This is a genomic window from Pseudomonas sp. R3-18-08, from assembly GCF_003852065.1.
GTDB lineage: Bacteria > Pseudomonadota > Gammaproteobacteria > Pseudomonadales > Pseudomonadaceae > Aquipseudomonas.
Window position 1 is genome coordinate 4,331,096 of record NZ_CP027729.1, and the last position, 13,737, is coordinate 4,344,832.

Consider the following 13,737-nt stretch of genomic DNA (forward strand, 5'->3'; position numbering starts at 1 on the left):
GAGCGCACGAAACTGACAGATTGGATGGTCAATTGAACTGGCCGGTCACATTTAAGCACTCCCGGGCCAATTCGCCTAAGGCAACAGATCCTCGAGACGGCCGTGCAAACGTTGCGGCAGGTTTTCCTGAATCTCGATCACGGCCCGCGCAATGGCACTTTGAAAGCCTTCCACACCGGCCGAACCGTGGCTTTTCACCACAATGCCCTGCAAACCCAGAAAACTCGCGCCATTGTGCCTGGCCGGGGCCAGGTCGGCCTGCAGACGGCGCATCAACGGCAGCGCCAGGGCGCCAACAGCCCGCGACACCAGGTTCTGTTTGAACAGCGCTTCGATGCGCGTGGCGATCATGGTCGCCAGGCCCTCGCTGGATTTGAGCAGGATATTGCCGACGAACCCGTCGCACACCACCACATCCGCTTCGCCCCGGTACAAACCGTCACCTTCGACAAAACCGATGTAGTTCAAGCCTCGCGCGCCCTGCAGCAACGCAGCGGCGAGCTTGACCTGCTGGTTGCCCTTGATGTCTTCGGTGCCGATGTTCAGCAAGGCTACGCGTGGCCGTACCACGCCCAGCGCTTCGGCCGCCACCGAGCCCATCACGGCGAACTGGAACAGGTGCTCGGCACTGCAGTCGACGTTCGCCCCCAGGTCCAGCAACTGGCAATAACCTTTCTGCGTCGGAATCGCCGCCACCATCGCCGGCCGGTCGATGCCCGGCAGCGTCTTGAGCACATGCCGCGACAGAGCCATCAGCGCACCCGTATTGCCGGCGCTGACACAGGCCTGCACCTTGCCGTCGCGCAGCAATTGCAACGCCACGCGCATGGACGAGTCGGGCTTGCCGCGCAGGGCCGCTGCCGGCTTTTCGTCCATGGTGATGGCTTCGCTGGCCGCTGTAACCGTCAGGCGCGCGCGATCCACTGCCGGATGGCTGGCAATCAGTTCTTCAAGAAGGGAGGGTTGACCGACGAGGGTCAGGTGCAGCGAGGGCGTTGCAGACAGGCTGGCAATGCAGGCCTGAACAATGCTGCGGGGACCGAAGTCCCCGCCCATTGCGTCAATCGCGATGACTTGAGCAGACAAGTGATTACTCGTCAGCGCCCTTGTCGATCACTTTACGGCCACGGTATACGCCTTCTGGCGATACGTGGTGACGCAGGTGAATTTCACCGGTGGTTTTTTCTACAGACAGAGTGCTTGCCGTCAGGGCATCGTGCGAACGACGCATGTCACGGGCAGAGCGGGATTTTTTGTTCTGCTGAACAGCCATAATTGATTAACTCCTAAACGTTTGGGTCACGCTTTAACTGCGCCAATACACTGAACGGGTTGGACCGCGTTACCTCGTCCTCGCTCGGCTCGGCCTCGTCATCGAGACCCTCCGGCTGCTGGCATTCTTCCGGATGATGAGCAGGCACAATGGGCAAGGCGAGCAAAAGCTCCTCCTCGATCAGTGCATGCAGATCCAAAGGATCTTCGCCCAGTTCCAGCACGTCATAACCTTTCGGCAACGACTGGGTATTCGCACCCTCCTTCACCACAGCGTAACTGCATTCGCTGTGAATCGGCAGGGTGACCAGCTCAAGACAACGCTGGCAAACCATTTTGACTTCGGTGTCGATAAAACTGTGGATTACCACAGACTTACGTTCATCTCGTTCAAAACGAATTTGGCCTGCACCGTACCGACAGTGTCGGAAAGCGGGTCGCAGAGTCTCTCCAAATCGGCCAGCGGCAATTCACCTTGAAGGGAAGTGCCACGATCAGCCAATTTGCGCGGGTCAACGTGAGGTGGAATCGGGTCATTCAACATAGGCGCAGCATTATAGGGATGCACCCAGCCATGTCAAAGGAAATTCAGCCCTGTGCGTCAGCCGGTCACGCCGCTAGAATCTGCGGCTGCCTTGAGGAGACGTCCATGCTGCCTTTATTACTTGCGTCCAGCTCGGTTTATCGCCGGGAATTACTGAGCCGCCTGCACTTGCCGTTCACCTGCGGCGCGCCGGATATCGATGAAAGCCATCGCCCGAATGAACCCGCCATTGAGCTGGTCAAGCGCCTGGCCGAAGAGAAAGCGCGCGCCCTCGCCGCCAGCCATCCCGGGCACCTGATCATCGGCTCGGATCAGGTGGCGGCGCTTGAAGGACGGATTATCGGCAAGCCACACACCTTCGAAAACGCCCGCGAGCAATTGCTGGCAGCCAGCGGCAAGCGTGTGAGCTTCCTCACCGGACTGGCGCTGCTCAATAGCGATACCGGGCACTGCCAGGTCGACTGCATCCCTTTTACCGTGCACATGCGCGAACTGAGCGTTGAATGCATCGAGCGTTATTTGCGGATCGAGCAGCCGTATGACTGCGCGGGCAGCTTCAAGGCCGAAGGCCTGGGCGTGAGCCTGTTCCAGAGCACCGAAGGGCCGGATGCAACCAGCCTTGTGGGCCTGCCGCTGATTCGCCTGGTAGATATGCTGCTGGTGGAAGGTGCACACATCCCCTGAGAGCACTGCAAACCAAATGTGGGAGGGGGCTTGCTCCCGATGACGGTGTGTCAGCTATAGATAAGCTGGCTGATCCACCGCCATCGGGAGCAAGCCCCCTCCCACATTTTGATCTACAACTGCCTTGAGATATCAGCGTAATGTCGGGCCCTGGAAGCCCATGTACAGGGCCAGCTTCTCAGCCACACTGGCACCGAGCTTTTTGGAGAAGCGGTCAAACGGCGATTCCTCAACCGTGAAATCCACCAACTCCTTCTCGCCAATCACATCCCGCGCCACCGAACTGGCACTGCCCAGGCCGTCGATCAAGCCCAGCGGCAGCGCTTGCTCACCCGACCACACGAGGCCGGAGAACAGCTCTGGATGGTCCTTGTCCTTGAGCCGATCGCCACGCCCTTGCTTGACGCTGGCAATGAACTGACGATGGGTGGTATCGAGCACGCCCTGCCAGAACTGGGTTTCATCGGCCTTTTGCGGCTGGAACGGGTCGAGGAACGCCTTATGCTCCCCCGACGTGTAGGTGCGACGCTCCACGCCAAGCTTCTCCATGGTGCCGACAAAACCGTAGCCGGCCGCCGTCACGCCAATGGAGCCGACCAGGCTGGCCTTGTCCGCATAGATCTGGTCGGCGGCGCTGGCGATGTAATAGGCACCCGAGGCCCCGAGGTCCGAGATCACCGCATAAAGCCTGGTATCTGGATGCAGGGCGCGCAGACGGCGGATCTCGTCATACACATAACCCGACTGCACCGGGCTGCCACCGGGGCTATTGATGCGCAGGACCACGCCTTTGACCTTGGGGTCTTCGAACGCGGCGCGCAGGCTGCTGACGATGTTGTCGGCGCTGGCGGGCTCCTTGTCGGCAATCACCCCGCGCACTTCGATCAAGGCGGTGTAGTGGCTGCCACGGGTGGCGCTTTTTTCCATGTCCATCAGCGGGCTGAACAACGCCAGCATGCCCAACAGATACACGAAGGTCAGCAGCTTGAAGAAAATCCCCCAACGCCGTGAACGACGCTGCTCCTGCACGCTGGCCAACAAGGTCTTTTCCAGCAACTTCCAGCTTTTGTCGTCGCTGCTATCGGCCTTTTCAGGCGCTTTCCACTCGTCACTCATGCCATTAACCCCAGCAAAGACTTATTGAGCCCGACCGAGCCAGGCCTGCAATTCAGAAAAATGATCGATCGTCAGCCTGGGCTCATATTGCTGCAAGGCCTCGGCCGCCTGGGCGCCGTAGCTGACCGCCACGCTGTCCATGCCCGCATTGCGCGCCATCATCAGGTCGAAGGACGCGTCCCCCACCATCAGTGCCTGGCGCGGCGCTACACCGCAGTGAGCCAGGATCTGCTCCAGCATCAGAGGGTGGGGTTTGCTGGCGGTTTCATCCGCGGCACGGGTGATGTCGAAATAATCGTCCCAGCCATGTGCCTTGAGCACGCGGTCGAGCCCGCGCCGGGCCTTGCCGGTGGCCACGGCGAGGTAATAGCCCTGGGCACGGAACGCCTCCAGGGACTGCCTCACACCGTCGAACAGCGGTGAAGGCTCGGCTTCCAGAGCGATGTAGTGATCCGCGTAGTGCTGTCGAAACGCGATCAGTTGCGAGTCGTCGATCTGCGGGTACAGGGTGCGGATGGCCTCAGGCAAGCCCAGGCCGATGATGCCCTTGACCGCCAGGTCGCTGCACGGCTCGAAGCCGGAACGGGTCGAAGCCATGTGCATCGATTCGACAATCCGCCCTATGGAGTTGGCCAGCGTTCCATCCCAATCGAAGATCAGCAGCTTGTAATCAAGGCGCGACACTCAAACGCTCCACGGTCTTGGCCCACATCTCATCGACTGGCGCCTGCAACTTCAACTCACCGCCATCGGGCAGCGGCACGGTCAGCATATAGGCGTGCAGGAACAGACGCTTACCGCCCAGATCGCGAATTTCTTTGGAGAAATCCTCATCGCCGTACTTGGTATCACCGGCAATGCAGTGACCGGCGTGCAGGGTGTGCACGCGAATCTGGTGGGTACGCCCGGTCACCGGCTTGGCCTCGACCAGGGTGGCGAAGTCGCCGAAGCGGCGCAGCACCTTGAACAGGGTCAGGGCCTCTTTGCCCTCCTCGTCCACTTCCACCATACGTTCACCGGAGCGCAGGTTGCTTTTCTGCAACGGCGCTCGCACGCTCTTGATCGAACTGGCCCAGTTACCACGCACCAGCGCCATGTAGCGTTTGTCTACGCCATCGCCACGCAGGGCGGTGTGCAGGTGGCGCAACATGCTGCGCTTCTTGGCGATCATCAACAGGCCAGAGGTGTCGCGGTCCAGTCGGTGGACCAGCTCCAGCTCCTTGGCATCCGGGCGCAGCTGACGAAAGGCTTCGATCACGCCGAACGTCAGGCCGCTGCCGCCGTGAACGGCAATGCCGCAGGGTTTGTTGATCACGATGAGTTTGTTATCTTCGAACACGATCGACGCTTCCAGGCGCTGCAGCAGGCCCTGGGCCAGCGGCACCGGCTCGTCGCGCTCGGGCACACGCACTGGCGGCACCCGGACGATATCGCCCGCCTGCAACTTGTACTCGGGCTTGATCCGGCCTTTGTTCACGCGCACTTCGCCTTTGCGCAAGATGCGGTAAATCAAGGTCTTGGGCACGCCTTTGAGCCTGGCCAGGAGAAAATTATCGATGCGTTGGCCGGCATATTCCGGCGAGACCTCGAGCAGCTGGACGCTGGGGGTCTGGGGGGCGGTAGTCGTCATGGCGGCGATGATAACAATTTTTTATGGAATTGAAGCACTTAATCATTGCTGCTATAGTCGCGAACGCCGCCAAAAGCGGCCTGGACAGAGGACTTGCGGCAAACTGCCGGCCCTGACCATCGCAATTCATCAGGACGCGAGGCCGTCCTACGGGGCATTCGCCACCTTGGAAGGCTTGAGATTGTAACAAGCGCAGGTGACATGAGGCCTGAAGCGAGTGCGCAAAGCAGAGTGAATACTCGCCTTGCGCGCCGATATTTACGGCCAGTTCACAAAGTGCAGTCAGTCTCGAGCCAGACCATGGCGAATGCTTCGGAAACAACGCCTGTTAAGAGCTGAGTGCGAGCGCAGTCGCCCACACCTAGTCTTGTTTAGCCATGAGCGTGGACTCCCCATTGGAGAACACGGTAAATGCCAACCCGCTGCGGATTCTGCGCGCGGCAGCACCCGAATTATCAGGGATACGTGTAGGGTGGAGATGCACAACCGTCGGACCGTGTAGCACTAGGCTTATATTTAGACGCTTCATCTCGTCCACAGTCGCCGGTTGATTCCTCCTCCTGACCTTAGCTTTTGTTGAAGTGGTGCCTTTGTCACCACCGCTAACAAGCAGGACGCGTCCGTCGCGATACCCGCCCAATTGGCAGGTTTTGCTGGACACTGGAGTGGCCAACCACTCTTGACGCACCTGACACCGACCGTGAGAAGTCGTGTGTGCCGAACGCCGTTTCCGGCAGCCCGGAAACCGACGGTACAACATGAAAAGAATGCTGATTAACGCAACCCAACCCGAAGAGTTGCGTGTTGCACTGGTAGATGGCCAACGCCTCTACGACCTGGATATCGAATCCGGTGCCCGCGAGCAAAAGAAGGCCAACATCTATAAAGGCCGTATTACTCGCATCGAACCTAGCCTTGAGGCTGCCTTTGTCGATTTCGGCTCCGAGCGCCACGGCTTCCTGCCCCTCAAAGAAATCTCCCGCGAATACTTCAAGAAGGCCCCCGAAGGCCGGGTGAACATCAAGGACGTCCTGAGCGAAGGCCAGGAAGTCATCGTTCAGGTCGAGAAAGAAGAACGTGGCAACAAGGGCGCCGCCCTGACCACCTTCATCAGCCTGGCTGGCCGTTACCTGGTGCTGATGCCGAACAACCCGCGTGCCGGCGGTATTTCCCGTCGCATCGAAGGCGAAGAGCGCAACGAACTGCGTGAAGCGCTGAACGGCTTGATCGCTCCGGCCGACATGGGCCTGATCGTGCGCACCGCAGGCCTGGGCCGCAGCAGCGAAGAAATGCAGTGGGACCTCGACTACCTGCTGCAACTCTGGACCGCCATCAAAGAAGCCTCCCTGGATCGCTCCGCGCCTTTCCTGATCTACCAGGAAAGCAACGTGATCATCCGCGCCATCCGCGACTATCTGCGCCAGGACATCGGCGAAGTGCTGATCGACAGCGTTGAAGCCCAGGACGAAGCCCTGACCTTCATCCGCCAGGTGATGCCGCAGTACGCCAGCAAGATCAAGCTGTACGAAGACAGCGTTCCGCTGTTCAACCGTTTCCAGATCGAAAGCCAGATCGAGACCGCTTTCCAGCGCGTAGTCGAACTGCCTTCCGGTGGCTCCATCGTGATCGACCCGACCGAAGCCCTGGTGTCCATCGACATCAACTCGGCGCGCGCCACGAAGGGTAGCGACATCGAAGAAACCGCCCTGCAGACCAACCTGGAAGCGGCTGAAGAAATCGCCCGCCAGCTGCGCCTGCGTGATATCGGCGGCCTGATCGTGATCGACTTCATCGACATGACCCCGGCCAAGAACCAGCGCGCCGTGGAAGAGAAAGTCCGCGAATGCCTGGAAGCTGACCGTGCCCGCGTGCAGGTCGGCCGCATCTCGCGCTTCGGTCTGCTGGAAATGTCCCGTCAGCGCCTGCGCCCGTCTCTGGGTGAAAGCAGCGGCATCGTTTGCCCGCGTTGCAACGGCACCGGCATCATCCGTGACGTTGAATCGCTGTCGCTCGCGATCCTGCGTCTGATCGAAGAAGAAGCCCTGAAAGACCGCACCGCCGAAGTTCGCGCACAAGTGCCGATTCCGGTTGCGGCCTTCCTGCTCAACGAAAAACGCAACTCGATCACCAAGATCGAACTGCGCACCCGTGCCCGTATCGTCATCCTGCCGAACGATCACCTCGAGACGCCGCACTTCGAAGTGCAGCGCCTGCGCGATGACAGCCCGGAAGCCCACAGCGGCCAGTCCAGCTACGAAATCGCTGCTGCCGCTGCCGAAGTGGAAGAAGTCCAGCCAGCCGCTGCGACCCGCACCCTGGTTCGCCAGGAAGCCGCCGTGAAGACCGCACCGGCCCGCGCCAACGCACCGGTTCCGGTTGAAGCCGCCGCTCCGGTTGCCGCGCCGGCCGCCCTGCCTGAGCCAAGCCTGTTCAAAGGCCTGGTGAAATCCCTGGTCAGCCTGTTCGCCACCAAGGAAGAGCCCGCCGCGCCGGTTGTGGTTGAAAAAACCGCCGCCGAACGCCCTGCGCGCAACGAAGAGCGTCGCAACGGTCGTCAGCAGAGCCGTAACCGCAACGGTCGCCGCGACGAAGAGCGCAAGCCGCGCGAAGAACGTGCTCCGCGTGAAGAACGCGCGCCACGTGAAGAGCGTGCACCTCGCGAAGCCCGTGAAGAAACCCCGACCGTAGCCCGTGAAGAACGCGCACCTCGCGAGGAGCGTGCACCGCGCACCCCACGTGCCCCGCGTGAAGACCGCAAGCCGCGTGGCGAGCGTGAAGAACGTGTGCGCGAACTGCGCGAGCCTCTGGACGCGGCACCTGCCGTTGCCGCAGCCGCAACCGCAATCACCGAAGAACGCCCGACTCGTCAGCCGCGTGAAGAACGCGCGCCACGTGAGGAACGTCAACCACGCGCTCCGCGTGAAGAGCGTCAACCGCGCGCCGAACAAGCCGCTGCCGCCAGCGAAGAAGAAGTGCTGACCGGCGAAGAGCAACTGCAGGAAGATGGCCAGGACAACGCCGAAGGCGATCGTCCACGCCGCCGCTCCCGTGGTCAGCGTCGTCGCAGCAACCGTCGTGAGCGTCAACGTGATGCCAACGGCAACGTGATCGAAGGCTCGGAAGAAGCCGGCGAGAACGCAGAAGCTGGCAATCACGAACCGACCGGTGACGAACTGGCTGCCGGCCTGGCCGTGACTGCCGCCGTGGCCAGCTCGGTCATCAGCGCACCAGCTGAAGCCCAGGCTCATGAGCAGGCTGAACGCGCTACCGCCGCTGTAGAAGAGACTGCTGCTTTCGAAGAGACCGCTGCGGTAGAAGCACCCGTTGGCGAGACTCCAGTGGTTGAAGCACCGGTGGTGGAAGCCACTACCCCAATCGAAACCCCAGTGGTTCCGGAAGTGGAAGTGGCACCGGTTCGCGACGCTCAACCCGTGACCGAAGTGGTTGCCGTTGAAGTCGCCCCGGTCGTCGAGCCTGAGCCAGTGGTTCAAGCGCCCGAGCAGCCACCGGTTGCTGAAGAAGCTGCTCCAGTGGTGCGTGAAGTTCGCGAAGAACAGACCGCCTTCCAATGGACTGCCGAACCTGCCGCTCCGGTTGAAGCGCCCGCTCCTGCCCCCGTGGTAGAAGAGGCACCCGCTCCGGTTGCAGATGTCGTAGTGGCCGAGCCGACCCCAGAGGTCGAAATTGCCCCCGTGGTTGAGCCAGCCCCAGTCGTAGAGCCTGCACCCGTGGTTGAAGCGCCGGTAGTGACCGAAGTCGCCGCTCCGGTGGTTGAAGCTGCACCGGCAAGCGCCCTGACTGAAAACGGCCGTGCACCGAACGACCCACGTGAAGTGCGTCGTCGCCGCAAGGAAGCCGAGGCTGCCGCCGCTGCTGCCGCGTCGGTAGAGCACAAGGCCCAGGAAGAAGAGCACGAGCCTAAACCCCTCGTCTGATTCCATCGGCCATTAAAAAGCCCCGTCTGAGCAATCAGGCGGGGCTTTTTATTGCAAAAAAATCGAACACACGGCTGTTCAAAGGTGGGAGGGGGCTTGCTCCCGATAACGGTGGATCAGCCAACACCTCCATGAGCTGACATACCGCCATCGGGAGCAAGCCCCCTCCCACATTCAGTCAGCGCTGAAACTCAACTGTTGCGGCACATCCACATCCCATAGCACGCCAGGATCATCCACCGGCACGCCTCGCACCTGTGCCAGTGCAAACAAAGCCTTCGCGCCACGGTCGCCGGCCAATGCCATCAATGCAGGCCCAAATACACGGCTGAAAGCGACTGGATGCCCATACTGTCCGGCATGCACCGGCACAGTGATGCTTCCCGGATCTGCCAGCACACGCTCGATCGTCGCGGAACGAATAAACGGCATATCCCCCAGTACCACTAGCCAGCCCTCTGCCGAAGCACTGGCCGTGACAGCGGCGGCAATGCTATCGCCCATACCGGCCGATTCCAGCAGCAGGACCTTACAACCATGTGCCTCTGCCAACCGAATTACCTCAAGGCGTTCCGGTGAAGTCACCACCCAACGCTCAACAAGCGTCGCCGGCAGGTTCACCAACACCTGCTCGATAACCGCTCGCGTCACACCATCCAAACCCATGCAATCTGAAAGCAACTTGTCTTGATCAGCCCCGGCCTCAGCACGAAAGCGACTGCCCTGCCCCGCCGCCAGCACTATTGCCGTCACTGTCACTGGGCAACCACCGGTAGCGGCTTTTTCTGCAGGGGCGCCACGCCGTTCTTGATCGCGACGATTTCCGCCATCAGCGACAGTGCGATTTCCGCCGGCGTATGGCTGCCGATGTGCAAACCGATGGGGCCATGTAAGCGCGCGATTGCGTCCGCCGACAAGCCCAGCGCCGCCAGGTTTTCCCGACGCTTTTGCGTGTTGACCCGCGAGCCCAGGGCGCCAATGTAGAACGCGCTGGAATTCAACGCCGTGAGCAAAGCCATGTCGTCCAGGCGCGGATCGTGGGTCAGGCAGACAATCGCCGTGCGTTCGTCGGTCTGGATATTCAGCACCGCTTCATCGGGCATGCCCGGCACGAAGCGGCCGTGTTGTTCCTCCCAACCGTAGACAAACTCTTCGCGCGGGTCGCAGATCAGCACTTCGAAGTCGAGCAGGCGCGCCATTTCCGCGACGTAACGCGACAGTTGCCCAGCGCCGATCAGCAGCAGACGCCAGCGCGGCCCATAGATGGCGCGCAGGCGCTGCTCGTCAAAGGTCACCACATCGGTCTTGCTCGCAGGGCTGAGGGTCACTTTGCCGGTGGCCAGGTTCAGCTCCCGCGCGACAATCTGATGATCCTCGCAGCGCGCCAGCAATTGCTCCACCCAGTCCCACTCTTCCACCCGTTCTTCGGTCAGGCGCAGGGTGCCGCCGCAGGGCAGGCCAAAACGCGCCGCCTCATCGCGAGTAACGCCGTAGGTCACCAACTGCACAGGCGGGCCGTCGTCAGGCAAACGGCCATCCTGCAAGCGCGCGATCAAATCGTCCTCGATGCAGCCGCCGGACACCGAACCGATCACCACCCCGTCGCCGCGCAAGGCCAACATCGCCCCCGGTGGGCGCGGCGCGCTGCCCCACGTCTGCACCACGCTGTACAACACCACGCGTTGCCCGGCGCGGCGCCATTGCAGCACGCTGCGCAAGACATTCAGATCCACACTGTCCATCAGGCTTTCGCCTCCTGCCAACCCTGCAATTGATAGCGTACCGGCAGGTTACGGATGCGCTGGCCGGTCGCTGCGAAGATCGCGTTGCACAACGCCGGCGCAATCGGTGGTACGCCCGGTTCACCGACACCACCCAACGGCACCTCGCCGGTTGGCGTCACCAGGTGCACGGCGATCTGCCTGGGCGCCAGGGACATGCGCGCCACTTCGTACATATGAAAATTGTCCTGCTGGACCTTACCGTCCTTGAAGCTGATCTCGCCCAGCACCGCGTTGCCCAGGCCCATCACACACGCGCCCTCGAACTGCGAGCGGATGCGTTCGGGGTTGATCTGCGGGCCGCAGTCCACGGCGATATCGGCCTTGTGCACAATCAGCGTACCGTCGTCTTTGACTTCCACCTCGATCACCGCTGCCACATAGGTGACGAAACTGTAGTGCACCGCCAGCCCCAGCCCACGCCCCTTGGGCAGCTTGCGCCCCCAGCCGGCGGCCTTGGCGGCGGTTTCCAGTACGCCACGCAGGCGCGCGGTGTCGATCGGGTAACGATCGGGGGATTCGCCGTAGTTCCACTCGTCGCTCAAGGTTTTCGGATCGATCTGACGGTCCGGGCCGAGCAACTTGAGCTGGTACTGCAATGGATCCTGGCCGGCCTTGTGCGCCAGCTCATCGACAAAACTCTGGATGGCAAAACCGTGGGGAATGTTTGACACCGAACGGTACCAACCCACACGGGTATGCGCCGCCGCTTCAGGGTTTTCCAGGCGCACGTTGGGAATGGCGTAAGCCATATTGGTAAAGCCCATGCCCAGTTCGAATGCCGCTTCGTGGTTCATGTCCGGCGCGAACAGCGCGGTAATGCTCGGCGCTACCGTGCGGTGCAGCCAGGCGGCAGGCAGGCCGTCTTTATTCAGGCCGGCTTTAAGGTATTCGGCGGACACGGTATGAAAGTAGGAATTGTGGATATCGTCTTCACGGGTCCACTGTACGCGCACGGCTTTGCCCGGAAACTGCTTGGCCAGCACGGCGGCTTCGATGATGAAGTCCGGCTTGGATTTGCGCCCGAAACCACCGCCCAGCAAGGTCACGTGCACCGTGACGTTATCGAAGGGCACGCCCAGGCGCTCGGCGATGCGCTCGCGAGTGACTTGCGGTGCCTGGCTCGGCGCCCAGGCTTCGCACTGGCCCTTGTCGAAACGGGCGACGGCGACCATCGGTTCCATCGGCGACTGCGCCAGGTGCGGCAGGTAGTAGGCGGCCTCCAAGGTGCTGTCGGCAGCGCCCATGGCCTGGTCGAGGGTGCCGGTGTTGCGCACCACTTTGCCGGGCTGGCGGGCAGCGGCCTCCAGCTCCTTGCGGTAGTCGACGGAGTTGTAGCCGGCGTTGACGCCGTCGTCCCACACGATGTTCAGCGCGTCACGGCCCTTGATCGCCGCCCAGGTATTGCTGGCCACCACGGCCACGCCACCGAGGGGCTGGAATTCGGAGGGGATCGGCCGGCTTTCGATTTCCAGCACCTTGATCACGCCAGGGACTTTCATCGCGGCACTGGCATCGAAGGATTTGACCTTGCCGCCATATACCTTCGGCCGTGCAATGGTGGCGTAGAGCATGCCGTCGAAATGCACGTCGGCACCGTAGACGGCGCTGCCGTTGACGATGTCGACGCCATCAATGGCCTTGACGCCTTCTTTGCCGATATAGCGAAATTCCGTTGGCTGCTTGAGCCGCAGGCTGTCGCGTGCGGGAACGGCCAGCGCAGCGGCCGCAGTGGCCAACTCGCCATAGCCCAGCTCACGACCGCTCGGTTGGTGGATCACCTTGTGCAATTGCGCACGGCACTCGCTGACCGGGACCTTCCACTGCTCGGCAGCGGCCTGCTCCAGCATCGCCCGCACACTGGCGCCGCAACGCCGCATCGGCTCGTACCAATGGCGCATGCTGCGCGAGCCGTCGGTGTCCTGGTTGCCATAACGCACCTCATCGCCCGGCGCTTGCTGGACCTTCACCTTGGCCCAATCGGCCTCCAGCTCGTCGGCCACCACCAGGCTGAGACTGGTGCGCACGCCCTGGCCCATCTCCGAACGGTTGCAGACCACGGTCACCGTGCCGTCGGTGGCGATGCTGACGTAGACCTTGGGGTCGTCGATCAGCCCATTGGGCATTGCATCGCCGCCATATTGCTTGACCGCATCAGCTGCGAAAGCGTCAGGCAGGCCCCAGCTGGCAGCGATCACCAGCGCACCGGTGGCGCCCGCGCCTTTGAGAAAGCCGCGACGACTGAGGTTATTCAGCACGAAATCAGCGGGTAACCGGCTCATGCCTTGGCCCCCAGGTGCGTGGCCGCCTGACGGATCGCGGTCTTGATCCGGTTGTAGGTGCCGCAGCGGCAGATGTTGCCGACCATCGCCTCTTCGATCTGTTCATCACTGGGGTTGGGGTGGGTTTTCAGCAGCGCGGTGGCCGACATGATCTGCCCGCCCTGGCAATAGCCGCATTGGGCGACGGCGGTGTCGAGCCAGGCTTGCTGCACCACCTGGCCGACAGGATCGGTGTGCAGGTTGTCGATGGTGCTGATGGCCTGGCCTTTGACCGCGCCGATCGGGGTGATGCAACTGCGCGCGGGCGCACCGTCGATGTGAATGGTGCAGGCACCGCACAGGCCCATGCCGCAACCGAACTTGGTGCCGTTGTAGCCCGCCACATCGCGAATCGCCCACAACAGCGGCATATCTTCGGTGACGTCCAGTTGATGGTCTTGGCCGTTGAGTTTCAGGGTAATCATGGGCACGCCCGCCTGTTCATTGCATGGTT

Annotated in this window: 11 protein-coding genes and 1 pseudogene; 2 read left to right on the plus strand and 10 right to left on the minus strand. The window is 61.8% G+C overall.

Annotated elements, in window-relative coordinates:
- Positions 1–75: 75 nt before the first annotated feature.
- From plsX to C4J92_RS19825, 3 genes and pseudogenes are all read right to left on the minus strand, one after another.
- On the minus strand, positions 76–1,086 hold the full coding sequence (plsX, locus tag C4J92_RS19815; protein ID WP_124405020.1) for a phosphate acyltransferase PlsX: 1,011 nt from the start codon (positions 1,084–1,086) through the stop codon (positions 76–78).
- 4 nt (positions 1,087–1,090) lie between these two features.
- Positions 1,091–1,273, minus strand: coding sequence for a 50S ribosomal protein L32 (gene rpmF, locus C4J92_RS19820; RefSeq protein WP_008152339.1), 183 nt, complete (start codon positions 1,271–1,273; stop codon positions 1,091–1,093).
- Positions 1,274–1,286: 13 nt separating this feature from the next.
- Positions 1,287–1,816 (minus strand): annotated as a pseudogene (locus tag C4J92_RS19825) (YceD family protein).
- A 105-nt stretch (positions 1,817–1,921) separates the two neighbouring features.
- Here C4J92_RS19825 and C4J92_RS19830 point away from each other — a divergent pair.
- Entirely contained in the window at positions 1,922–2,500 is a 579-nt protein-coding gene (locus C4J92_RS19830) for a nucleoside triphosphate pyrophosphatase (RefSeq protein ID WP_124405021.1), read from the plus strand.
- A 132-nt stretch (positions 2,501–2,632) separates the two neighbouring features.
- Here the strand turns inward: C4J92_RS19830 and C4J92_RS19835 are convergent, their stop codons facing one another.
- From C4J92_RS19835 to rluC, 3 genes are read right to left on the minus strand one after another with little or no spacing between them, the layout of a single operon-like run.
- The gene (locus C4J92_RS19835) at positions 2,633–3,616 is read right to left on the minus strand and encodes a S49 family peptidase (RefSeq protein WP_124405022.1); all 984 of its coding nucleotides are present in this window, start codon (positions 3,614–3,616) and stop codon (positions 2,633–2,635) included.
- Positions 3,617–3,637: 21 nt separating this feature from the next.
- Positions 3,638–4,300 (minus strand): HAD-IA family hydrolase, encoded by a 663-nt coding sequence (locus C4J92_RS19840; RefSeq protein WP_124405023.1) that lies wholly within the window; start codon positions 4,298–4,300, stop codon positions 3,638–3,640.
- Complete coding sequence (gene rluC / locus C4J92_RS19845; protein WP_032886795.1) at positions 4,287–5,246, minus strand: 23S rRNA pseudouridine(955/2504/2580) synthase RluC; 960 nt, start codon at positions 5,244–5,246, stop codon at positions 4,287–4,289. The genes C4J92_RS19840 and rluC overlap by 14 nt, the downstream gene beginning before the upstream one ends.
- 758 nt (positions 5,247–6,004) lie before the next feature.
- Here rluC and rne point away from each other — a divergent pair.
- A complete protein-coding gene (gene rne, locus C4J92_RS19850) occupies positions 6,005–9,181 on the plus strand; it encodes a ribonuclease E (protein ID WP_218567082.1) in 3,177 nt (1,058 codons plus the stop codon).
- A 174-nt stretch (positions 9,182–9,355) separates the two neighbouring features.
- Here rne and C4J92_RS19855 read toward each other — a convergent pair whose 3' ends face one another.
- Genes C4J92_RS19855 through C4J92_RS19870 form a run of 4 tightly spaced genes read right to left on the minus strand, consistent with a single transcriptional unit; the run spans position 9,356 to position 13,708 of the window.
- Positions 9,356–9,940, minus strand: a complete 585-nt coding sequence (locus tag C4J92_RS19855; protein ID WP_124405025.1) for an NTP transferase domain-containing protein — start codon at positions 9,938–9,940, stop codon at positions 9,356–9,358.
- Entirely contained in the window at positions 9,937–10,923 is a 987-nt protein-coding gene (locus C4J92_RS19860; RefSeq protein WP_124405026.1) for an XdhC family protein, read from the minus strand. The genes C4J92_RS19855 and C4J92_RS19860 overlap by 4 nt, the downstream gene beginning before the upstream one ends.
- A complete protein-coding gene (locus tag C4J92_RS19865) occupies positions 10,923–13,244 on the minus strand; it encodes a xanthine dehydrogenase family protein molybdopterin-binding subunit (RefSeq protein WP_124405027.1) in 2,322 nt (773 codons plus the stop codon). The genes C4J92_RS19860 and C4J92_RS19865 overlap by 1 nt, the downstream gene beginning before the upstream one ends.
- The gene (locus C4J92_RS19870) at positions 13,241–13,708 is read right to left on the minus strand and encodes a (2Fe-2S)-binding protein (protein WP_124405028.1); all 468 of its coding nucleotides are present in this window, start codon (positions 13,706–13,708) and stop codon (positions 13,241–13,243) included. Before C4J92_RS19870 ends, C4J92_RS19865 begins: the two co-directional genes overlap by 4 nt.
- Positions 13,709–13,737 lie beyond the last annotated feature (29 nt).

Excerpts from the sequence above, each read along its gene's own strand:
- rpmF (WP_008152339.1), bottom strand. The coding sequence starts at position 1,273 with ATGGCTGTTCAGCAGAACAAAAAATCCCGCTCTGCCCGTGACATGCGT.
- C4J92_RS19830 (WP_124405021.1), top strand. The coding sequence starts at position 1,922 with ATGCTGCCTTTATTACTTGCGTCCAGCTCGGTTTATCGCCGGGAATTA.
- C4J92_RS19835 (WP_124405022.1), bottom strand. The coding sequence starts at position 3,616 with ATGAGTGACGAGTGGAAAGCGCCTGAAAAGGCCGATAGCAGCGACGAC.
- rluC (WP_032886795.1), bottom strand. The coding sequence starts at position 5,246 with ATGACGACTACCGCCCCCCAGACCCCCAGCGTCCAGCTGCTCGAGGTC.
- rne (WP_218567082.1), top strand. The coding sequence starts at position 6,005 with ATGAAAAGAATGCTGATTAACGCAACCCAACCCGAAGAGTTGCGTGTT.
- C4J92_RS19860 (WP_124405026.1), bottom strand. The coding sequence starts at position 10,923 with ATGGACAGTGTGGATCTGAATGTCTTGCGCAGCGTGCTGCAATGGCGC.
- C4J92_RS19865 (WP_124405027.1), bottom strand. The coding sequence starts at position 13,244 with ATGAGCCGGTTACCCGCTGATTTCGTGCTGAATAACCTCAGTCGTCGC.
- C4J92_RS19870 (WP_124405028.1), bottom strand. The coding sequence starts at position 13,708 with ATGATTACCCTGAAACTCAACGGCCAAGACCATCAACTGGACGTCACC.